The 20,611-nt window shown below is 74.1% G+C and carries 23 protein-coding genes and 1 tRNA gene; 9 read left to right on the forward strand and 15 right to left on the reverse strand.

Annotated features, from left to right (window positions below):
* Positions 1-170: integrase core domain-containing protein (locus tag FVA95_RS12965; protein WP_149662779.1), on the forward strand; the 170-nt coding region annotated here is incomplete at its 5' end.
* On the opposite strand, the gene FVA95_RS12970 is transcribed toward FVA95_RS12965, so the two are convergent.
* A complete protein-coding gene (locus FVA95_RS12970; RefSeq protein WP_149664446.1) occupies positions 161-640 on the reverse strand; it encodes an SDR family oxidoreductase in 480 nt (159 codons plus the stop codon). The genes FVA95_RS12965 and FVA95_RS12970 overlap by 10 nt on opposite strands.
* Positions 641-753: 113 nt before the next feature.
* Here FVA95_RS12970 and FVA95_RS12975 point away from each other — a divergent pair.
* A tRNA-Gly gene (locus FVA95_RS12975) sits at positions 754-829 on the forward strand.
* A 2-nt stretch (positions 830-831) separates the two neighbouring features.
* Here the strand turns inward: FVA95_RS12975 and FVA95_RS12980 are convergent.
* The 3 genes from FVA95_RS12980 to FVA95_RS12990 all read right to left on the reverse strand — a co-directional run bounded on the left by FVA95_RS12980 (position 832) and on the right by FVA95_RS12990 (position 2,781).
* The gene (locus FVA95_RS12980; protein WP_149664447.1) at positions 832-1,650 is read right to left on the reverse strand and encodes an SDR family oxidoreductase; all 819 of its coding nucleotides are present in this window, start codon (positions 1,648-1,650) and stop codon (positions 832-834) included.
* A 59-nt stretch (positions 1,651-1,709) separates the two neighbouring features.
* Entirely contained in the window at positions 1,710-2,303 is a 594-nt protein-coding gene (locus FVA95_RS12985; RefSeq protein ID WP_149664448.1) for a helix-turn-helix domain-containing protein, read from the reverse strand.
* A 73-nt stretch (positions 2,304-2,376) separates the two neighbouring features.
* The gene (locus FVA95_RS12990) at positions 2,377-2,781 is read right to left on the reverse strand and encodes a hypothetical protein (RefSeq protein WP_149664449.1); all 405 of its coding nucleotides are present in this window, start codon (positions 2,779-2,781) and stop codon (positions 2,377-2,379) included.
* Between the two features lie 74 nt (positions 2,782-2,855).
* Between FVA95_RS12990 and FVA95_RS12995 the strand changes: the two genes are divergently transcribed.
* Positions 2,856-3,110, forward strand: coding sequence for a type B 50S ribosomal protein L31 (locus tag FVA95_RS12995; RefSeq protein ID WP_020624102.1), 255 nt, complete (start codon positions 2,856-2,858; stop codon positions 3,108-3,110).
* A gap of 20 nt (positions 3,111-3,130) precedes the next feature.
* Positions 3,131-3,430: a hypothetical protein gene (locus tag FVA95_RS13000; protein WP_149664450.1), complete on the forward strand. Its 300-nt coding sequence runs from the start codon at positions 3,131-3,133 to the stop codon at positions 3,428-3,430.
* Between the two features lie 65 nt (positions 3,431-3,495).
* Here FVA95_RS13000 and FVA95_RS13005 read toward each other — a convergent pair whose 3' ends face one another.
* A complete protein-coding gene (locus tag FVA95_RS13005; protein WP_193564346.1) occupies positions 3,496-4,839 on the reverse strand; it encodes an FAD-dependent oxidoreductase in 1,344 nt (447 codons plus the stop codon).
* Positions 4,840-4,895: 56 nt separating this feature from the next.
* The gene (locus FVA95_RS13010; protein ID WP_149664451.1) at positions 4,896-5,771 is read right to left on the reverse strand and encodes a metallophosphoesterase; all 876 of its coding nucleotides are present in this window, start codon (positions 5,769-5,771) and stop codon (positions 4,896-4,898) included.
* A 123-nt stretch (positions 5,772-5,894) separates the two neighbouring features.
* Here FVA95_RS13010 and FVA95_RS13015 point away from each other — a divergent pair, with 123 nt between their 5' ends.
* The gene (locus FVA95_RS13015) at positions 5,895-7,235 is read left to right on the forward strand and encodes a cytochrome P450 (protein WP_240051452.1); all 1,341 of its coding nucleotides are present in this window, start codon (positions 5,895-5,897) and stop codon (positions 7,233-7,235) included.
* Between the two features lie 2 nt (positions 7,236-7,237).
* On the opposite strand, the gene FVA95_RS13020 is transcribed toward FVA95_RS13015, so the two are convergent.
* The 5 genes from FVA95_RS13020 to FVA95_RS13040 form a co-directional block, all read right to left on the reverse strand.
* Positions 7,238-7,723, reverse strand: coding sequence for a DUF6069 family protein (locus FVA95_RS13020; RefSeq protein ID WP_020624107.1), 486 nt, complete (start codon positions 7,721-7,723; stop codon positions 7,238-7,240).
* A gap of 102 nt (positions 7,724-7,825) precedes the next feature.
* Positions 7,826-8,899: a phosphotransferase family protein gene (locus FVA95_RS13025; RefSeq protein WP_149664452.1), complete on the reverse strand. Its 1,074-nt coding sequence runs from the start codon at positions 8,897-8,899 to the stop codon at positions 7,826-7,828.
* 141 nt (positions 8,900-9,040) lie between these two features.
* Positions 9,041-9,472, reverse strand: coding sequence for a DUF3037 domain-containing protein (locus tag FVA95_RS13030; protein ID WP_149664453.1), 432 nt, complete (start codon positions 9,470-9,472; stop codon positions 9,041-9,043).
* The gene (locus FVA95_RS13035; protein WP_193564347.1) at positions 9,469-10,350 is read right to left on the reverse strand and encodes a HipA family kinase; all 882 of its coding nucleotides are present in this window, start codon (positions 10,348-10,350) and stop codon (positions 9,469-9,471) included. The genes FVA95_RS13030 and FVA95_RS13035 overlap by 4 nt, the downstream gene beginning before the upstream one ends.
* 145 nt (positions 10,351-10,495) lie before the next feature.
* The gene (locus tag FVA95_RS13040) at positions 10,496-10,963 is read right to left on the reverse strand and encodes a DoxX family protein (RefSeq protein WP_149664454.1); all 468 of its coding nucleotides are present in this window, start codon (positions 10,961-10,963) and stop codon (positions 10,496-10,498) included.
* Between the two features lie 471 nt (positions 10,964-11,434).
* Between FVA95_RS13040 and pgi the strand changes: the two genes are divergently transcribed.
* Together pgi and FVA95_RS13050 are read left to right on the forward strand one after the other, a co-directional pair.
* A complete protein-coding gene (gene pgi, locus FVA95_RS13045; RefSeq protein ID WP_149664455.1) occupies positions 11,435-13,105 on the forward strand; it encodes a glucose-6-phosphate isomerase in 1,671 nt (556 codons plus the stop codon).
* Between the two features lie 47 nt (positions 13,106-13,152).
* On the forward strand, positions 13,153-13,824 hold the full coding sequence (locus tag FVA95_RS13050) for a phosphatase PAP2 family protein (RefSeq protein WP_161992296.1): 672 nt from the start codon (positions 13,153-13,155) through the stop codon (positions 13,822-13,824).
* Between the two features lie 16 nt (positions 13,825-13,840).
* Here the strand turns inward: FVA95_RS13050 and FVA95_RS13055 are convergent, their stop codons facing one another.
* Both FVA95_RS13055 and FVA95_RS13060 read right to left on the reverse strand, forming a co-directional pair.
* A complete protein-coding gene (locus FVA95_RS13055) occupies positions 13,841-14,419 on the reverse strand; it encodes a hypothetical protein (RefSeq protein WP_149664457.1) in 579 nt (192 codons plus the stop codon).
* Between the two features lie 125 nt (positions 14,420-14,544).
* Entirely contained in the window at positions 14,545-15,351 is an 807-nt protein-coding gene (locus FVA95_RS13060) for an Fpg/Nei family DNA glycosylase (RefSeq protein WP_149664458.1), read from the reverse strand.
* Between the two features lie 77 nt (positions 15,352-15,428).
* On the opposite strand from FVA95_RS13060, the gene FVA95_RS13065 reads away from it, so the two are divergent.
* Positions 15,429-17,204: an NHL domain-containing thioredoxin family protein gene (locus tag FVA95_RS13065; RefSeq protein WP_149664459.1), complete on the forward strand. Its 1,776-nt coding sequence runs from the start codon at positions 15,429-15,431 to the stop codon at positions 17,202-17,204.
* Here FVA95_RS13065 and FVA95_RS13070 read toward each other — a convergent pair.
* Both FVA95_RS13070 and FVA95_RS13075 read right to left on the reverse strand, forming a co-directional pair.
* Positions 17,201-17,842 (reverse strand): response regulator transcription factor, encoded by a 642-nt coding sequence (locus FVA95_RS13070; protein WP_043282742.1) that lies wholly within the window; start codon positions 17,840-17,842, stop codon positions 17,201-17,203. The genes FVA95_RS13065 and FVA95_RS13070 overlap by 4 nt on opposite strands.
* A 20-nt stretch (positions 17,843-17,862) precedes the next feature.
* The gene (locus tag FVA95_RS13075) at positions 17,863-19,302 is read right to left on the reverse strand and encodes a sensor histidine kinase (protein WP_149664460.1); all 1,440 of its coding nucleotides are present in this window, start codon (positions 19,300-19,302) and stop codon (positions 17,863-17,865) included.
* Between the two features lie 140 nt (positions 19,303-19,442).
* Here FVA95_RS13075 and FVA95_RS13080 point away from each other — a divergent pair, with 140 nt between their 5' ends.
* A complete protein-coding gene (locus tag FVA95_RS13080) occupies positions 19,443-20,600 on the forward strand; it encodes an acyl-CoA dehydrogenase family protein (protein WP_149664461.1) in 1,158 nt (385 codons plus the stop codon).
* Positions 20,601-20,611 lie beyond the last annotated feature (11 nt).

The following is a 20,611-nucleotide window of genomic DNA, read 5'->3' on the forward strand; positions in this document are numbered from 1 at the left end:
GGACCCTGGCCGACGGCTGGGCCTACGCCCGACTCTATGAGTCGACCCGCCAACGCAACGACGCCCTACCCGGCTGGCTGCACTTCTACAATCACCACCGCGCTCACTCCGCCATCGGCGGCCAGCCACCAGTCACCAGGCTGACCAACCTCCCTGGACATCACACGTAGACGTTGCTGTGCGGGGAGGGGACCCGCCGCCCGGCCGCCGAGCTGATCGTCACCACGTCGGCGACGCCGCGCGGGCCACCGGCTGCCGTCGCCAGGTGCGGCAGGGCCGCGTGCGTCGCCGACAGCACACCCATGAGGTTGACGTCGATCATCCTGCGCCAGTCCGCGACGTCGGCCTCGGCCGCCGGGCCCCAGGCCCCGACGCCGGCGTTGTTGACCAGCACGTCCAGCCCGCCGTGCTGTTCGACCACGGCCGCCACGGCGGCGTGCAGCGCGTCGTCGTCGGCGACGTCCACCGGGTGCACCGACGACCCCGGCAGCGAGTCCGCCAGCTCCTCGAGCCGCTCCCGGCGCCGGGCCAGCAGCGCCACCGTCGCGCCCTCGGCGGACAGCGCCCGTGCGGTCGCCTCACCGATGCCGCTCGACGCTCCCGTCACGATCACCGTCGTCCCGTCCAACCGTCCGCTCATGACAGCGGCGTACCCGAACCCCGGGCGCGGTAATGATCGTCGCCGGGGTGCGGAGCGGAGACCGGGACCGGGTGGGCTATCGTGGTCGGGCACGCACCGGTGACGGTGCGCACGCGGACGTAGCGCAGCTGGTAGCGCATCACCTTGCCAAGGTGAGGGTCGCGGGTTCGAATCCCGTCGTCCGCTCCACCTCACCAGGGCCGCCACCCGTTCCGGTGCCGCGCGAACCCACCTTCGGAGTCGATCACCTGTCCGGTGATCCAGGCCGCCTCGTCGGTGCACAGCCAGGCGATCAGCCGGGCCGGGTCGTCCGGCTCACCGAACCGGCCGAACGGGAACATCGGGGCCATCTCACGGAACGCCTCCGCGCCGAGGTAGCCGGTGTCGACCGGCCCCGGGTTCACCGTGTTGACCCGCAGCCACCGGTCCGCGAGCTGGTCGGCCAGGGTCGGGGTGATCCCCGCGACGGCCGCCTTCGCCGCGGCGTAGGCCACCTCACCGGGCATCGGCCCGCGTGCCTGCCCCGAGGTGAGCAGGACGGCCGCGCCACCGGGACGGGTGTCGTCGTGCGTGTTCGCCCACGCCTGGACCAGCAGGATCGAGGCACGCGCGTCGACCGCCCAGTGCCGGTCCAGCTCCACGGACAGCTCCCCCAGCGGGCCGTCGGACCCCGAGAGCGCCTGGTTGGCGACGAGCAGATCCACCGGCCCGGCGAGCTCACGGGCGGTGTCGAGCAGCCGCTGCGGCGCGGACGGGTCGGCGAGATCGGCGTGCACCCCGGCGACGGGCGCCGTCGCGTGCGTCCGCACCTCGGCCAGCGCGTCGTCGACGTCGTCGGCGCCCCACGGCTGCGCCGCGTCGTGCGGGGCGAAGTGGTGCACGACCACGGCCGCGCCGTACGCGGCGAGCCGGCAGGCGGTCGCGTGCCCGATCCCGCCGCGACGGCCACCGCCGGTCACGAGCGCGGTCCGGCCGCGCAACGGCATCGGGTCCCGGCGCAGGGTGCTCACACCCCGACCCTGCCCGACCGCGACCCGGCCGCGCGAGGGAGAAAGTGGGCGGACCGGGCTCAGTGGCGGCCCGGACCCGCTGCGCCGTGGCTGAGGTGTGCGTGCTCGCTCTGCAGGCTGAACAGCGCGAGCGTCTCGGCGGGCCGGTCGTCGGCGCTGCCGATCCAGTGCGGTGTGCCGGTGTCGAACTCGACGACCTCGCCAGGATCGAGGAGGTGCTCGGTGTCGTCGAGGACCAGCCGCACCCGGCCGTCGAGGACGTAGAACCACTCGTAGCCCTCGTGGGTCTGCAGGGCGGTCGTCGCGGACGCCGCCGCCGGAGGGTAGATCACCTTGAAGGCCTGGACCCCACCACCGCGCCGGGTCAGCGGGACGAACACCAGCCCGCGGTGACGCACCGGGCGCAGGTGGATGCGGGGGTCGCCGGTCGGTGGTGCCTGCACCAGGTCGTCGAGCGGGACCCCGTGGGCCCGGGCCAGGGGCAGCAGCTGCTCCAGTGTCGGCCGCAGCTTCCCGGTCTCCAGCCGGGACAGCGTGCTCGCGGTCAAGGAGGTCTCCGCGGCGAGCTGGTCGAGGGTGACGCCGCGGCGACGGCGCAGGTCCCGCAGCCGCGGGCCCACCCCGGCGAGCACGTCGCGTCCGGTGTCGTCCACACCGCCAGGTTGCCGATCGGCAAGGTTCCTTGCAAGACGGAGCGGTGGGCCCGGCCTCTCGGGGAGGCAGGGACTAGCCCCGGGCCGTCTCCGGGGTGATCGCGCAGCGCAGCCGTGCGGGCAGCGCCTGCGGGTCGGGCGCGCCGTCCTGGAGCCAGCGGGTCACCGCGCGGACGTCGTCGGTGCTGCGGACCGGGCCGACCGCGACCACCGGCGACTCGGGGCGGGTGCGGGTCGCGTCGCAGGCCTGCACCAGCAGCATCAGACCGGGCCGGCGCATCGCGCAGACGCCCGGCCCGAGCCGGCACCCGGTGGTCACGAGCACCCCGTGGGCGCTGTCCTGCACCACCGCGCGCAGGCCCTCCACCAGCACCTCGTCGATGCCGGGCAGGGCGGCGACGGTGCCGTGCGCGTCCTCGTCGAATCCCGACGGCGCGTGGGCGCAGGCCCCGCACCGGACCACCGTGAACCCGTCCACCGGCACCCCTTCCTGCGAACAGTAATCATTGTCGATTACTATGACGGTAACACCCGCGACGCAGGAGGAACACCGTGAAGCCCGGCATCCACCCCCCGTACGGCCCGGTCGTCTACCGCGACACGTCCACCGGCGACGAGTTCCTGACCCGGTCGACCGAGACCTCGCGCGAGACCGTCGAGTGGTCGGACGGGAACACCTATCCCCTGATCAAGGTGGACACGACCTCGGCGTCGCACCCGTTCTGGACGGGCAACGCGCGGGTGCTCGACGCCGCCGGCCAGGTCGAGAAGTTCCGTCGCCGCTTCGGGGAACGCACGCGCGGCTGACCCCGCGTAGCGTCGCCGGCATGCGCCGCCGTCGCGAACGGGTCCAGGTCGTCACCGACCTGACCGAGCCGCTGGCGGTCGAGCACGGTCGTCGCATCCGGATCCGGCTCGTCGCGATGGTGGTGTGGATCGCGGGCTGGCTCGTCGCCGGCGCCCTGTGGCGCGACGGGTGGCTGGCCACCACGATCCTGCTGGCCAGCGGCCCGGGGGTGTGGGTGCTGTGGTGGCTGCTCGTCCCGCCCCGGGAGCGCGGACGGCGCGAACCGGTCGGCCGCAGGCCCCCGCGGGCACTGCCCGCGCGGCGGGACCCGCGGGAGTGATCGGGTGGGCGGCCGCGGAGCTCCGCGACCACCCACCCCGGCATCCGGCGTCGTGGGCCGGAGGGTCATCCCGTCCTGCTGATCTCCACCATGTCCTCGCGCGGCACGACCTTCGTCCGCTCGCGGCCGCGCGCCTCGCCGAGGCTGCGCTCGTGCTTGTCGAGCGCGAGCCAGCCGCTCCAGGTCGTGTACGCCACGCCCCGGCGCTCCAGCAGCGCCTCGACCTCCGCCGGATCGCGGCGGGGCGCCCGCGGCAGCTGCGGGGCGTCGGAGAGAAGGCTCGCGACGGTCTCCGACGCGCAGCCCTTGGTGTGCCCGATCAGCCCGACCGGTCCGCGCTTGATCCAGCCGACGGCGTAGACGCCGGGCAGCTCCTGGCCGTCGATGTCGTGCACCCGCCCCTTGCGGTGCGGCAGCACGCCGTGCTCGTGGTCGAACGGCAGATCGGCCAGGTGCGAGCCGGTGTAGCCGATCGCCCGGTAGACCGCACCGACCGGGAAATCGGTGAACTGGCCGGTGTCGCGGACGTCGCCGTGGCCGGTGTACTCGGTGCGCTCGATCCGGATGCCCTCGACGCGGTCGGCGCCGAGGATCCGCTCGGGGCGCGAGAGGAAGTGCAGGTGCACCCGGCGCGGGTCGCCGCGCCGGTCGCGCAGCGCCCACCCCTGCAGGGTCCGCACCACCATCTCGACGTGCTTGGCGGAGCGGACCTCGGCGGCAGCGACGTCGTCGAACTCGACGTCGGCCGGATCGACGATCACCTCGACACCCGGGACGTGGTCGAGCTCGCGCAGCTCCATCGGGCTGAACCGGGCGTGCGCGATCCCGCGACGGGCGAACACGTGCACGTCGGTGGCCGGGTTGCGGGAGAGCCCGGCGTGGACCGAGTCCGGGATCTCGGTGCTCGCCAGGTCCTCGGCGGTGCTCGCCAGGATCCGGGCGACGTCCAGGGCCACGTTCCCGGCACCGATCACCGCGACCGACGACGCGTCGAGCGTCCAGTCCCGGGGCACGTCGGGGTGGCCGTCGTACCATTGCACGAAGCTGGCGGCACCGTGGCTGCCCGGCAGGTCGATCCCGGGGACGTCGAGGTCCCGGTCCCGCTCGCAGCCGGTGGCCGCGACGACCGCGTCGTAGTGCTCGCGCAGGTCGGACAGGGTGATGTCGGTCCCGACGTGGACGTTGCCGAACAGCCGCACACCGGGGCGGTCCAGCACACGGTGCAGGGCGTGCACGATCTGCTTGATCCGCGGGTGGTCCGGGGCGACGCCGTAGCGGACCAGTCCGAACGGTGCGGGCAGCTTCTCGAACAGGTCCACGGTGACGTCGGCGTCGGACTTCAGCAGGGTGTCGGCGGTGTAGACGGCGGCCGGACCGGCACCGATCACGGCGACGCGCAGCGCAGTCATCGTTCTCCTCGGGTGTCGACGGACCCCGAGGCTATAGCAAGGTAAGCCTTGCCTAACTATGATGCAGGCAACACCGTGCGCGGCAACTGGTCAGGGAAGTGCCCGCCGATCCGTTCGGAATGGCGTCGCCACTCCCGCGGGTAGCCCAGCGACACCTCGACGAACGGCACGCCGTCGACGGTGACCGTGCGCGGGATGTGCAGGTGACCGTGCACGACCGCCCGGGCCCGGTAGCGGCGGTGCCAGTCCGCCGTCGCCGTCGTCCCGCACCAGAGCGCGAACTCCGGGTACCACAGGACGTCGCAGGGCTCGCGGACCAGCGGCCAGTGGTTCACCAGGACGGTCGGCAGGTCCGGGTCGAGCGCGTCGAGACGGGCGGCGGTGGCGGTCACCCGGGCCGCGGACCACTCCGCCCGGGTCGCGTACGGGTCCGGGTGGAGCAGGTACTCGTCGGTGCAGACGACACCCGCGGCGTGGGCCGCGACCAACCCCTCCTCCGGGGTCGAGGTGCCGGCGGGCAGGAACGAGTAGTCGTAGGGCACGAACAGCGACGCGACGACGACCGGCCCGCCCGGCCCGTCCCACACCGGCCACGCGTCCTCCGGGGTCAGCACCCCGATCTCCCGGCAGCGGCGGACCAGCTCGTCGTAGCGGGCGACACCGGAGAGCCGCTCGACCGAGTCGGCCCGGACGTTCTTGGCACGGGTCCAGAGCTCGTGGTTGCCCGGTGTCCACAGCACCCGGGCGAAGCGGTCGCGCAGCGCGGCGAGCGTCGCGATGACGCTCTCGATCCGTTCGTCGACGTCACCAGCGACGATCAGCCAGTCGCCCGGGTGCGCCGGGCGCAGCCCCGCGGCGATGTCACCGTTCTCCGCGTACCGCACATGCAGGTCACTGACCGCGAGCAGGCGCGGCTCCCCGACGGCGGTCACCCGTCATTGGTACCCGGTGACCCCGGGGCCACCCCCCGCCGGGGCGGCGAAACGCGCCTACCCGCGGTAACTTACTGCTGGTAGCTTCGGATTCGAGCTCGACGACGAGGCGGGGAGGCCGGCATGGCGGCATCGCGAGGCGTACGACGGTGGATCCGGTGGGTGCTGCGCCATGGGGCGATGCGCCAGGAGGTGACCCGCCAGGCGGGCAAGGGCGACCTGGGCGCCCACATGATCATCAGCCCGGAGGTGGTCCGGGACCCGTACCCGGCCTACGAGCAGATCCGTGGTCAGGGCCGGATGGTGCGCTCGGCGCTGACCTGGACCACGGTCGACCACGAGATCACCACCGAGGTGCTGCGCAGCCCCGACTTCTGCGTGGGCATGCGCATGCCGGAGAACGCGCCGGGCCTGCTGCGCGCGCTGCTCGCCGCGGGCGGGACCTGGCCGCTCGGGCCGGCCGAACCGCCGTCGCTGCTGTCGATCGACCCGCCGGACCACAACCGGATCCGGAAGCTGGTCACCCGCTCGTTCAGCGCCAAGGCGATCTCGTCGCTGCGCGGACGCACCGAGGAGATCGCGGCGCAGCTGCTCGCGGACCTCGAGGCCCGGGCCGGCGCCGACCGGCGCACCGACGTCATCTCCGGCTACGCCTCGCTGCTGCCGGCCACGGTCATCACCGAGATGCTCGGTGCCCCGGTGGAGATGCGGGAGAAGTTCCTCGAGTGGGGCGCCGGCGGGGCCTACTCCCTGGACATGGGTCTGGACTACGCGAAGTTCCGCCGGTCCGAGCGCGACATCGACGCGCTCACCGACTGGATGGCCGGGCACTTCGAGCGGCTGCGCCGCGAGCCCAACGACTCCATCCTGTCCTCCCTGGTCGCCACCTACGACGAGGAGGAGGGCCGGCTCACCCACGACGAGCTGCTGTCGCTGGCGATGCTGCTGCTCGCCGCGGGGTTCGAGACGACGGTCAACCTGATCGGCAACGGCACCCGCCTGCTGCTGACCCACCCCGACGAGCTCGCCCGGCTGCAGGCCGATCCGGCGCTGTGGCCGAACGCCGTCGACGAGATCCTGCGCTACGACTCCCCCGTCCAGCGGACCGCGCGCGTCGCCGCCCGCGCCACCGAGGTGTGCGGGTTCCCGGTCGAGCGGGGCGCGCTGGTGGTCACCCACCTCGGCGGTGCGAACCGGGACCCGGAGGTGTTCGCCGACCCGGGCCGCTTCGACGTCGGGCGCGAGGGGGCCGACCGCCACGTCGCGTTCAGCCAGGGCATCCACTACTGCCTGGGTGCGGCACTGGCGAAGATGGAGGGCGAGGTCGGGCTCCGGGCGCTGTTCGACCGCTACCCCGACCTGCGTGCCGACGGCCCCGCCGAGCTGCGCGGGACCCGGGTGCTGCGCGGCTACCGGACGCTGCCGGTCCGCCTGGGCGACGCCCGGGTCCCCGTCGATGCCTGAGCTCAGGCCCGGTTGGTGGCGCTGGTGACCGTCGTCGTCACCAGGCTGATGATCGACATCCCGATGACGAGGTGGATCACCGCGGTGGCGATGCGGACCGTCCAGGGCTGCTCGGTGAGGATCAGCGGGGACACCGCGGCCAGCGCGGTGAGCAGCCCGGCGATCCAGCCGAAGTAGGACATCGGGCTCGGCACCGCGACCAGCAGCAGGTGCGCGAGACCGGTGGCCGCGAGACCGGCGACCGCCGCCCAGATCGCGAGGCTCTGCGCCGCGGCCCACCCGTCGAGCGGCTCGGAGACGGCCGGGGCCAGGTACGGGATCTGCAGCAGGACCTGCAGGATCAGCAGCCCCACCAGGGCGATCAGCGCGGCGGTCACCGCCGTCGCCACACCGCCGGCCCACAGCCGGCCAGGGTTCACCCCGCTGCGGGGACGCGGCCGGGCGGTCTCCCGGCTCATCTCTCGGGTGCGGTCGTCGGCCTCGGACATCGTCGTACTCCCCCGGTCGCGGACGGGCCGTGCGCGGCGTCGGTGCGGCGCCGCGCGGCGGTGAGCACCCGCGCCGGGTGATCACCTGTGGTGGGCAGCAGACTACGCCCCGCGACGACGCCCCGTCCGCCCCCGCTGCAACGCGGCGAGTGCGGCCTCCGCGTCGGCGACCACCCGCTCGCCACGGCGTTCCAGGGCCTCCCCCGACTCGGCGCCCGAGCCCATGTTGCCCTGGGCGTACCGCGTCCAGACCCCGGCCCCGATGCAGGCGCAGCGCCAGTGCGCGAACGCCACCCAGTACGGCAGCTGGTCCAGCGCCCGCCCGGAGCGGGCGGCGTAGCGGGCGGCGACGAGGTCACGGTCGGGCCAGCCGGGCGCCGCGGTCGGGCCGCTGGTGATCGCGGGCAGGGTGTCGCCGGGACGCTCCCAGGACGCCAGCAGCCACCCGAGGTCGGCCAGCGGTTCCCCCAGGGCCGCCAGCTCCCAGTCGAAGACGCCGGTGATCCGGCCGCCGCGGAACGACAGGTTGCCCGGCCGGTAGTCGCCGTGCGCGATCCGCGGACCGTCGGACGGCTCCGGCGGCATCGCCTCGACCAGCGCGGCGTGTGCGGCGTCGAGCGCGGCGAGGTCGGTGAACGCGCCGGCGTGCGCCTGCCGGTGCCAGCGGCGCAGCTGCCGCTCCAGGTAGCGGCCGGGCCGCGCCAGGTCGGCGAGCCCCACCTCGGCGGGGTCGACGGAGTGCAGTGCGGCGAGCACCTCGGCGGTGTCGAGACCGCAGGCCCGCCGTTCCGGTTCGGGGACGGCCTCGCCCGCGGCGCGGTCCCCCGGGACGACACCGTCGACCCAGCCCATCAGGTAGAAGCCGGCGCCGAGCACCGCGATGTCCGTGCAGAGGGCGACCGGCTCCGGCACCGGGACCGCGGTGCCGGCCAGCGCGGTCAGGAAGCGCCACTCCCGGCCCATGTCGTGCGCGGTGGCGAGCACACCCCCGGTCGGTGGGCGGCGCAGTGCGTACGGCGTGCCGCGGGCGTCGGTGATCCGGAAGGTGAGGTTGGAGTGTCCGCCGGAGATCCGCTCCACGGCCACCGGGCCGTCGCCGAGCTCGACCTGCGGCACCTCGGCTGCCAGCCAGCGGGTCAGGGCGACCGGGTCCACCCCGTCGTGTGCGTCGGTCATCCCCCGATGCAACATGATCGCCCCCGTGCCGACCAGCCCCCGGACGGAGAACAGCGGCACGTCCTCCGGGGCGGGACAACGCGACCGGCGGCACCGGCGGCACGGTCCTGCGTTCCCCGGCACCGGCCGGGGCACCCGCTCCTAGGACGGTGGTAGGACGAGCCGGGCCAGCAGCCGATCGGCCTCCGCGGCCGGGTCCGCGGTGAGCCCGGTGTGCACCGGGCCGGGGCACACGATGGTGCTGCGGGCGGTGGTGAGGCGCCGGAAGCGGCGTCCGATGTCCTCCCCCGCGCCGGGGCCGCGGGCGGCCAGCGCGCCGGTGGCGTGCCGGTCCGACCGCGGCGGCTCGGGTACCGCGGCGACCGCGGCCACGGTCGCCAGCAGCTCGTCGACGGCGTCGGCGTCGGCGGCCGGGTCGAGCGCGGCCAGCCGGGCACGGTCGAGGTGGACGCGCACCGCGAGGACGTCGCGGGCCCGGCAGTGCAGCAGCACCCCGGCGTTCATCGACTCCCCGCGTTCCACCCGCGGCACGACCCGCAGCAGCGCGTACTCGTAGGGGACGAGGTCGCTCACCGGCCCTCCCCGCCGCCGACGCCACCGATCCGCAGCCACGGTGGACGGCGGGGCGCCCGGTCGACCGGCCGGGGTCTGCCCGCGGCCACCGTCGCGGCGACGCCCGGCAACCAGTCCCCGCGTGCCGCGACCCGGGCCAGCAGGGCCTCGGCGTAGGCGGCACGGACGGCGTCGGGACCGCCGACTCCGTCGACGTCGGCGATCCACTCGTCGGGGACGAGCGCCAGCACCTCGTCGAGCAGGGCCGGGGTGACCTGTGGGGCGAGTGCGGCGTCGGCGGCGTCGAGGTCGGGGTGCGCACCGAGGAGCACGTGGTCGCCGGCGTCGAACGGACGGTGGGCGAACCGCGACGCGGCCGACCAGTCGTGGGCGAAGGTGAGCGTCGCGCCGTGGTCGATCAGGTAGGGCCTGCGGTGCCAGAGCAGCATGTTCGAGTTGCGCCAGGAGCGGTCGACGTTCCCGACGAGCGCGTCGAACCAGAGCACCCGACCGGCGAACCCGGGCCCGACGTCGAACGCGACCGGGTCCAGGTCGAGCGCCCCCGGCAGGAAGTCGACGGCGAGGTTGAGGCCGTCGGAGTTCCGGAGCAGCTCCTGGACCTCCTCGTCGGGCTCGGTGCGCCCGAGCGTCCCGTCGACGACGATCGTCGCGATCCGCGGGACGGGCAGGCCCAGCGCGCGGGCGAGCTCCCCGGAGACGATCTCGTTGACCAGCACCGGACGGCCCTGCCCGGCGCCGGTGAACTTCACCGCATAGGTGCCGAGGTCGTCGGCCTCCATCAGTCCGGGCAGCGACCCGCCCTCGCGCAGCGGGGTCACGTACCGGACCGCGGTCAGCCGGGGCAGGGCCCGCTTCTCGGTCGTCGGCTCCTGGCTCACCCGCGGAGGTTAGCGCCGGACACGGATGCGGCCCGCACCCCGTGGCGTCGGGGTGCGGGCCGTGGTCGCGCTCGCCGGCCGGGCCGGTAGGAGGATCACCGGCCCGCCCGGCTCCGGGGCGCGCGGGCGGGCCGGGAGGTACGGGTCAGACCGAGACGGTCTGGCGCGGGATCGCCTGGGTCTGCTCCATGCGGCGGGCCGACTGGCGGGCCAGGAGCTCGTCGACGCTGAACCGGCCCGGGCCGCTGGACATGAAGATCAGCGTGGCGCAGATGATCGTGCCGACCAGCGCCCAGCCGTTGTCGGCCATGAACAGGCCGTTCTTGCCGTGGACGAACCAGATCGCGCCGGCCATCACGAAGGTCATCAGTGCACCGGGCACGACCATGCGGACACCGAGGGCGACCGAGAGCGAGAACACGAGCTCGACCACGATCGTGAACGACGCCGCGCCGATGGCCAGCGGGATGCCGAACTTCGCGAACACGGCGGCGGTGTCGAACAGACCGGCGTCGATCTTCTTCCACGAGTGCATGACCATGATGTAGGCCAGCAGCAGACGGGCGACGAGCAGCGCGACGTCGCGCGGGGTTCCGGTCAGGGAGCGGTACACGGTTCCTCCAGGAGCGAGTTGGTCACCGCGGGTGAGCTCGTCACCACGGAATGCACAAGACCCTAAGCGCACGAACGTGCTACTCCGCCGGGTTCAGCAACTCTGCGCAACGAAATGGCCGCACGGCGCGACGAGGCGCACCGAACGGCCGGTCACCCGACCGGGGAGCGCTGCGGCCGGTGCGTCACGCGGCACGACCGGACGAGCGGTCGCCTCACGGGCACATCACCGCAGGTCACGAGCACGGAGGGTCGCACCTTCCGGGCGGCCATAACCCGAATGTCGCAGTGGTTCGACGACCACTCCCCAGGGGGTCACCGACGGTCGCCACGTCGTGCAACCCGGCGTTCCGGACGTGCCGCTCGTCCCGCGAACCGTCGCGTACGACGGGCGGTTCGCCCGAGCGGCCCAGCGACGCGCCCCGGCTCGTGCCGGCGCGCTCGCGCCGGGGTGCTGCGCCATGATGGCCGCGTGTCCGACACGAACAGCCACGACATCACGGCGACCACGGAATGGACGGCGCTGACCGAGCACGCGGCGGAGGTCGAGCCCCGACACCTGCGGTCGCTGTTCGACGACGACCCCGACCGCGCCGCCGCCCTCACCGCCACCGGCGCCGACCTGGTGCTCGACTTCTCCAAGCACCGCATCACCCGCGACACCGTCGGTCTGCTGACGGACCTGGCGCGCGCGGCCGGGCTGCCCGCGCGCATCGAGGCGATGTTCACCGGTGAGCACGTGAACACCTCCGAGGACCGGGCGGTCCTGCACACGGCCCTGCGGCTGCCGCGGGACGCGTCGCTCACCGTCGACGGCCAGGACGTCGTCGCCGACGTGCACGCCGTGCTGGACCGGATGGGCGAGTTCACCGACGCCGTCCGCTCCGGGGCGTGGACCGGGTTCACCGGGCAGCGGATCCGCACCGTGGTCAACATCGGCATCGGTGGCTCCGACCTGGGCCCGGTCATGGCCTACGAGGCGCTGCGGGACTACGCACAGCGCGACCTCGAGTGCCGGTTCGTGTCCAACATCGACCCGACCGACCTGTACGAGAAGACCCGCGACCTCGACCCGGCGACGACCCTGTTCGTCGTCTCGTCGAAGACGTTCACCACCCAGGAGACGCTCACCAACGCCCGCAACGCGCGGTCCTGGCTGCTGTCCGGGCTCGGGACGGACGACACCGGAGCGGTCGCGAAGCACTTCGCCGCGGTCTCCACGAACGCCGAGAAGGTGGCGGAGTTCGGCATCTCCACCGACAACATGTTCGGGTTCTGGGACTGGGTGGGCGGGCGCTACTCGGTGGACTCGGCGATCGGCCTGTCGCTGATGTGCGCGATCGGCCGCGAGCACTTCGCTGAGTTCCTCGCCGGCATGCACGCCATGGACGAACACTTCCGCCACACCCCGCTCGAGCAGAACCTGCCGGTGATCTCCGGACTGCTCGGCGTCTGGTACTCGAACTTCTTCGGCGCCGACACCCGCGCGGTGCTGCCGTACTCGCAGTACCTGCACCGGCTGCCCGCCTACCTGCAGCAGCTCACCATGGAGTCCAACGGCAAGTCGGTGCGCGGTGACGGCACCCCGGTCACCACCACCACCGGTGAGATCTTCTGGGGCGAGCCGGGCACCAACGGCCAGCACGCCTTCTACCAGCTGCTGCACCAGGGCACCCGGCTCGTGCCGTGCGACTTCATCGGCTTCGCCCGCCCGCACCACGACCTGCCCGGCGAGGACGCGGCCGACTCCCACGACCTGTTCATGGCGAACCTGTTCGCCCAGTCCGCGGCGCTGGCGTTCGGCAAGACCGCCGCGGAGATCGAGGCCGAGGGCACCCCGTCCGACGTCGTGCCGCACAAGGTGATGCCGGGCAACCGGCCGTCGTCGACGATCCTGGCCGAGAAGCTGACCCCGGCGGTGCTGGGGCAGATCATCGCCTTCTACGAGCACGTCACCTTCGTCGAGGGCACGATCTGGGGCATCGACTCCTTCGACCAGTGGGGGGTCGAGCTCGGCAAGGTCATGGCCAAGCAGTTCGGGCCCGCGCTCTACGGCGCGGACCCGCCGGACGCCGGCGAGTCCGGTCTCGACGCCTCCACCGCCGCGCTGATCGGTCGCTACCGCTCCTGGCGCGGTAGCTGAGACCCCTCGCCCGGCGGGGCCCCGTCCCGCCGGGCGAGAATCGCCCGGTGAACGATCCACGGTCGGCCCCGCTGCGGGCCAGCGTCACCGGTCCGGTCGCTGCGGCCCTGCTCGTGCTCGCCGGGGTGCTGATCGCCCTGGCAGCGACGGGGGTGCTGCAGAGCGGTGACACCGAGACCGCGATCGGACTCGCCGCGGACCGGATCCCGGGGGTCACGGTGGTGGCGCTGGTGGTCACCGAGCTCGGGAACACCGTCGGCAGCACCGCGGTCGCCCTGGCCGGCGCGGCCGTGCTCGCCCTGCGTGGCCGGGCCGCCGAGGGGCTGTGCCTGGCCGCGGTGCCGCTCGTCGCGAGCGTGGTGTTCACGGTGATCAAGCAGCTGCTCGACCGGGCCCGCCCACCGGCGGACCTGCAGGTCACCTTCATCGCGAACGAGTCCCTGCCGTCCGGACACGCGACGATGGTGGCCGCCGCCTGGACGGCGCTGGTGCTCGTGCTGTGGCCGGTGCTGCGCCCGCGCGGCCGGGTGCTGCTCACCGCGTTCGCGGTGCTGTGGGCCGGAGCCGTCGGGTTCACCCGCATCTACCTGGGTGTGCACTGGCTGTCCGACGTGCTCGCCGGATGGACGCTCGGGGCGGCGCTCGCGTTCACCGTGGTGACGGTGCTGTCGCTGGTGCTCACCCGGCGGACCCGGCGACGCGACATCGCCGCGGCCTGACCCGGCTCGGCGCCGGTCAGGCTCCGGGGTCACCGTCCGGTGTCCCGGCGCCGGTCAGGGCGCCGGTGACGCGCGTGGCCCGCTCCCCCGCCGCGGCGAGGGTGCGGGCGTGGTCGTGCCAGGCACCGATGTCCTCGCGCAGCCACGCCGCGCGCAGTGCCTCCGTCGCCGTCGTCCACTGCCGCAGCAGCGCGACCCCCTCGGCGGTGCCCGCGGCCTTCCGGTGCGTGCGCAGCGCACCGGTCATCGCGAGCACGGCACGCGTCGCGGTCGCGACCTTCCCGGTGATCTCGATCGGCACCGGGAGTCCCGCCGTGGCCTGGGCGACGGCGGCGGAGCGGGTCAGCAGCAGCACCGCGGCCACGGCCGCGACCAGCACGACGACCGCCGTCGCCCAGAACGCCGCGCCCGCCACCGGGGTGAACGCGAGCACCAGCACGACGAGCAGCAGCGCGGGGACCGCCCACCGGAGCCCGCGGGCGGTCCGGGCCAGGGTGTGGGCACGGCGCTGGACCCCGGGGTCGGGTGCGGTGTCGTCGGCGCGCACGAGGCCGCGGTCGACGTACAGCAGAGCGGTGTCGGACGCGTCCGGCATGGTGTGATTGTGCACGGCTCCCGGGAGGGTGGAACCGCGGGATTCGCGTACCCGGTGAGCGAGTTCGCCGATGTCACGTCCGGCCGCGCGGACGGGGCGGGCACGTGCGGTCGCTCCACCCGGGTTCAGACCTGCTCCCGCGGGCACCACCAGGTCGACCGCCCGCCGACGGTCCCGTGCACCATCTCCGTCCCGCAGCGCGGGCAGTGCCCGCCCGGACGCCGGTGCTCGACGACCTCACCGGTGTGGACGCCGCCGTGGGCGATGGCCCGCTCCAGCGCGCGGCCGAGGTTGCGGTGCAGCCGGTCCAGGTCGGCGCGGGTCAGGTCGCGGACCGGGACCTTCGGCGAGATCCTCGCCTGCCACAGTGTCTCGTCGGCCAGCAGGTTCCCGACGCCGGCCAGCACGGACTGGTCGAGCAGCCGGGCCTTCACCGCCGACGTGCCGCGCAGCAGTCGTTCACGGAACTCGGCGGGGTCGATGCCCTCGGCGTCGGGGCCGAGACCGGACAGGTCGGGGTCGAGCCGGACCCGGCCGAGACGGCGCTTGTCGAACAGCTGGAGCTGCCCGCCGTCGTCGAAGGTCAGGGTGAACCGGTCCCACTCGGCCTTGCGCGGCTGCCGGTCGGGGCGGGCCGGTCCGCCGCCGATGCGCTCGTGCCCCGAGTTCGTGACGACGATCCGCCCACCCATCCCGAGGTGCACGCCCAGCGCGGGGCCCGCGTCGCCGTCCGCGGTCTCGGTGTCGCACCAGAGGGTCTTGCCGATCCGGTTCGCCCGGGTCAACCGTCCGCCCTTCAGCGCCGAGGCGATGTCGCCGGGCCGGTGGGGGCGGCAGACCCACTCGTCGCGGTCGTCGACGTCGGTGATCGTCCGGCCGACGGCCTCGGCGAGGACGGTGCGTGCGTTCTCCACCTCGGGCAGCTCCGGCATGACGACAAGTGTGGCGCCGTCGGGGAACACCCGCGCGCCGATCGGTCGTTGGGGCTGGTGTGACGGTCGGTGAACGGATGAAGGTGCGGGCGCCCGAGCTGCGCGGGCGGCGTTGGCTGAACACCGGGGGCGCGGACGTGACCCTCGCCGGGCTGCGCGGGCGCATCGTGGTGCTCGACTTCTGGACCTTCTGCTGCGTCAACTGCTTGCACGCGCTCGACGAGCTGCGGCCCCTGGAGGCCGAGTTCGGCGACGTCCTGACGATCATCGGGGTGCACTCGCCGAAGTTCGTGCACGAGGCGGACCCGGCCGCCGTCGAGGCCGCCGTGGAGCGCTACGACGTCACCCACCCCGTCCTCGACGATCCCGAGCTCACCACCTGGGACGCCTACGCCGCCCGCGCCTGGCCGACCCTGGCCGTCATCGACCCGGACGGGTTCGTCGTCGCCCGGATGGCGGGCGAGGACCACGGCCCCGGCCTGGCCGCGCTGGTCCGGGAGCTGGTCGCCACGCACGGCGACCGGCTGCGCCGCGGGGACGACCCGTACGTCCCGCCGCCCGCGCCGGACACCGCGCTGCGCTTCCCCGGCTCGGTCGTCGCGCTGCCCGGCGGCACGTTCCTCGTGTCCGACACCGCCCACCACCAGCTCGTCGAGCTGGCGGGCGACCTGGAGACCGAGGTGCGGCGGATCGGGGCCGGGGAGCGCGGGTTCGCCGACGGCGCGGCGTCGGCGGCGCGGTTCTCCGAGCCGCAGGGGCTGCTGGTCCTCCCCTCCGGCGACGCCGTCCTGGTCGCCGACACCGTCAACCACGCGGTCCGGCGGGTCGACCTGGCCGACGGCACCGTGTCCACCCTGGCCGGGACCGGTGAGCAGCTGCGCGAGCGGGTCGCGGTGGGCGCCACGTCGACGCTGCTGTCCTCGCCGTGGGACCTCGCGTGGTGGGGCGGCACGGTCGTCGTCGCCATGGCGGGCCCCCACCAGCTGTGGACCCTCGACCCGGCCACCGGCGAGGCCCGGGTGCTGGCCGGCACCACCACCGAGGGGCTGCGCGACGGGGCGTTCGACGAGGCGTTCTTCGCCCAGCCCTCCGGGCTCGCGGTGGGCCCCGACGGGACGCTGTGGGTCGCCGACTCCGAGATCTCCGCGCTGCGCCGGATCGGGGACGGCCCCGGGGCCGCGGTCGCGACGGCCGTCGGGCAGGGGCTGTTCGAGTTCGGGCACCGCGACGGACCGGCCGCGCAGGCGCTGCTGCAGCACCCGCTCGGGGTGAGCGTGCTGCCCGACGGCTCGGTCGCCGTCGCCGACACCTACAACGGTGCCGTGCGCCGGTTCGACCCGGCCACGAACCGGGTCTCGACGCTGGCCGAGGGGCTCGCCGAACCGTCGGACCTGCTCGTCGACGGCGAGACGCTGGTCGTCGTCGAGTCCGCGGCGCACCGGCTGGTGCGTCTGCCCGTCCCGGCCGGATCGCTCGTGGCCGGCGACGCCCACGTCGTCCGGCGGACCCCGACGACGCTCGCTCCGGACGTGACGCTGCGGATCGGGTTCACCCCGCCCACCGGCCAGCACCTCGACGACCGGTACGGCGACCCGACGTCGCTGACCGTGGTCACCGACCCGCCGTCGCTGCTGCAGGGCGGCGGCGGCACCGCGACCGGGCTGACCCGCGAGCTGCGTCTGGACCCGGCCGTCGGCACCGGGGTGCTGCAGGTCGCGGTGACCGCGGCGGCCTGCGACGACCCGTCGGACGGGTTCGCCGCCTGCCACCGCTACCAGCAGGACTGGGGCATCCCGGTGACCGTCGGCGACGACGGCCCGGCCGAGCTGGAGCTCGACCTGCGGTCGGTCTAACCCTCCATCCAGGCGAGCACCGCCATCACGCGGCGGTGGTCGTCCGAGGACGGCGGCAGCCCGAGCTTGGTGAAGATCGAGGAGATGTGCTTCTCCACCGCGCCCTGGGTGATCACCATGAGCCGTCCGATCGCGATGTTGGTGCGGCCCTGGGCCATGAGCTCCAGCACCTCGCGCTCGCGCGGGGACAGCTCGGCCAGCGGGTCACGCCGGCGGCGCTTGGTGAGCAGCGCGGAGACGACCTCCGGGTCCAGCACGGTGCCGCCCGCGGCGACCCTGCCGAGCGCGTCGGACAGGTCGGCGAGCTTGGAGACGCGGTCCTTGAGCAGGTAGCCGACCCCGCCACCGGCCTCCAGCAGGTCGGTGGCGTAGGACTCCTCGACGTACTGGGACAACACGAGGATCCCCACCGACGGGAACCTCCGGCGGATCTCCAGCGCGGCCCGCAACCCCTCGTCGGTGAACGACGGCGGCATCCGGACGTCCACGACGGCCACCTCGGGCTGGTGCTCCTCCACCGCCGCGACCAGCGCGGTGCCGTCCCCGACGGCGGCGAGCACCGTCGCGTCCGCCTCCTCCAGCAGCCGTACCAGGCCCTCGCGCAGCAGCACCGAGTCCTCGGCGAGCACCACCCGCATCGTCATGGACCCATCCTGGGTCACGCGTCGCCGAGGCCGGCGACCGGGACCTCCGCGGTCAGGACGGTCGGGCCACCGGGCGGGCTGTCGACCTCCAGGCGTCCCTCGACGATCTCCAGCCGGTCGGCGAGCCCGGCCAGGCCGTGGCCCTTGCCCGGGTGGGCGCCGCCGCGGCCGTCGTCGCGCACGCTGACCCGCAGCAGCGTCTCGTCGACGGTCACCGTGACCGTCACCGCGGTCGCGCCGGCGTGCTTGGCGATGTTGGTGAGCGCCTCGGTCACCACGAAGTACGCGGTGTTCTCGACCAGGGCGGGCAGGCGGGCACCGTCGTCGAGGCCGACGTCGAGGTCGACCGGGACCGGGCAGCGCCCCGCGGCGGCCCGCAGCGCCGGGCCGAGCCCGCGGTCGGCGAGGATCGGTGGCGCGATGCCCCGGGACAGCGCGCGCAGCTCCGAGAGCGCCTCACGACTCTGTTCCAGTGCCTCGTGCAGCAGCGGGCGGGCGCGCTCGGGATCGTCGTCGAGGCGCCGGACGGCGGACTCCAGGTCCATGCCGAGCCGCACCAGCCGCTGCTGCGGCCCGTCGTGGATGTCGCGTTCGAGCCGGCGCAGGGTCTGCGCCTCGGCCGCGACGGCCGCCCGCCGCCCGGCGGCCAGTGCCAGCGCGCGGGCCCGCAGCGCGGCCGTCTGGTTGGTGAGCAGGCCGCGGGCCAGCAGTGCGCGCATGTCGGTCAGCCACCGCACGACCGTCGGCAGGGTCACGAGCAGCAGAACCCCGAGCCCGGTGTTGAGCGCGACGTCGCCGAGGGTGGAGTCGATGCCGGTGATGGAGCCGAACAGCGTCCAGTTCTCCGGCCCGCGCGGCAACGACCACTGCCAGAACACGTAGAACAGCCCGCCGAGCCCGGTGACCGCCCACACCAGCGCGACCGTCGCGGTCAGGATCCGGACCGGCAGGGCGGCGACCGCGTGGGCCACGTCGCGCCAGCTCTGGGGGTCGGCCAGCGCCCGGAACAGCCGTCCCATCAGTGAGCGCCCGCGGTTGGGCCGGTAGTGGTGCGGCGGGAGCGGACCGCCGGTCGCGCCCTCGGTGGCCCGGCGCTCCAGCTCGGCGAACCCGCGCGCCGCGGCCAGCAGACCGACGGTGATGGGCAGTCCGATCCAGATGACGAACGTGCTCGCCCCCAGCACCAGCCCGACCAGCACCACCACCCCGCTGACGACCGCCAGCGGCAGCCCGGCCAGCAGGTAGGCCATCTGCGCGCCGAGCCGGGTGCGTCCCGGCCACGTCGACGGCCAGCCCGGCGGGTGCGGCAGGTGCAGGCCGCCGTCGCGCAGCAGGTACTCGCGCAGCGCGCCGTTGCCCCAGCCCTCCAGCGCACGGACCAGGTGCGGGTCCAGGTGGCTGCCGCCCGGCTCGTCGGGGTCCGGCCGCGGCCGGATGGCCTGGTTCTCCGCCATCGCGGTCCACCTCCTCGCCCTGCCGGTCGTCCCTGCGCAGGATAGGCGGTGACGAACGCCGCGCCGGGGTCGCGTGGGGCGGGGGCGACATGGTGAGCTACCACTCGGTAACAGACGCGACGACGCGAGAAGGTGTGCCCGTGGACCCCGCCGACCTCACCGACGTCCTGGACTCCGTCCGTGACTTCATCCGCACCGAGGTGGTGCCGCAGGAGGAGCGGATCGACGCCGAGGACGCCGTCCCCGAGCGCATCGTCGCCCAGTGCAAGGAGATGGGTCTCTACGGTTTCACCATCCCCGAGCAGTACGGCGGGCTCGGGCTGACCGCATCGCAGGAGGTCCGGCTCGCGTTCGAGCTCGGCTGGACGACACCCGCGCTGCGTTCGCTGTTCGGCACCAACAACGGCATCGCCGGGCACGTGCTGCTGGAGGGCGGCACCGAGGAGCAGAAGAAGCAGTGGCTGCCCCGGCTGGCGTCCGGTGAGGTCACCGCCTCGTTCGGGCTGACCGAGGCCGACGCGGGCTCCGACCCGTCCTCGCTCACCACCAGGGCCGTCCGCGACGGCGACGGCTGGGTCCTCAACGGCTCCAAGCGCTACATCACCAACTCCCCCGTCGCCGACGTGATCATGGTGTTCGCGCGGACCGACCCGGACGCCCCCGGCAACCGCGGTATCTCGACCTTCCTCGTCCCGAAGGGCACCCCCGGTCTCTCCGTCGGGCCGAAGGATCACAAGATGGGCCAGTTCGGCGCGTGGACCGCCGACGTGCACCTCGACGACGTCCGCGTCCCGTTCGAGAACGTGGTCGGTGGCGAGGACGGCATCGACAAGGGCTTCCTCGTCGCCGCCAAGTGCCTGGCCCACGGCCGGCTGCACATCGCCGCCGTCTGCGTCGGGATGGCCGACCGCCTGGTCCACGAGACCGTCGAGTTCGCCAGGACCCGCGAGCAGGGCGGCAAGCCGATCGCACGGTTCCAGCTGGTCCAGGGTCTGGTCGCGGACTCGGTGACCGACGCGCGTGCCGGCCGCGGCCTGGTCCTCGACGCCGCTCGCAGCTTCGACGACGGCACCGACATGGTCTCCGGGCCCGCCGCCGCGAAGTACTTCTGCTCGGAGATGGTGGGCCGGGTCGCCGACCGCGCCGTCCAGGTGCACGGCGGGGCGGGTTACATGCGCGGGGTCGCGGTCGAACGGTTCTACCGCGACGCCCGGCTCTTCCGGATCTACGAGGGCACCAGCCAGATCCAGCAGGTGATCATCGCGCGCGACGCCCTGGGCCGCGCCGCCCGCGGGTGACCGTTCCCTGG

Source organism: Pseudonocardia sp. EV170527-09 (assembly GCF_008369905.1).
Classification (GTDB): Bacteria; Actinomycetota; Actinomycetes; order Mycobacteriales; family Pseudonocardiaceae; genus Pseudonocardia.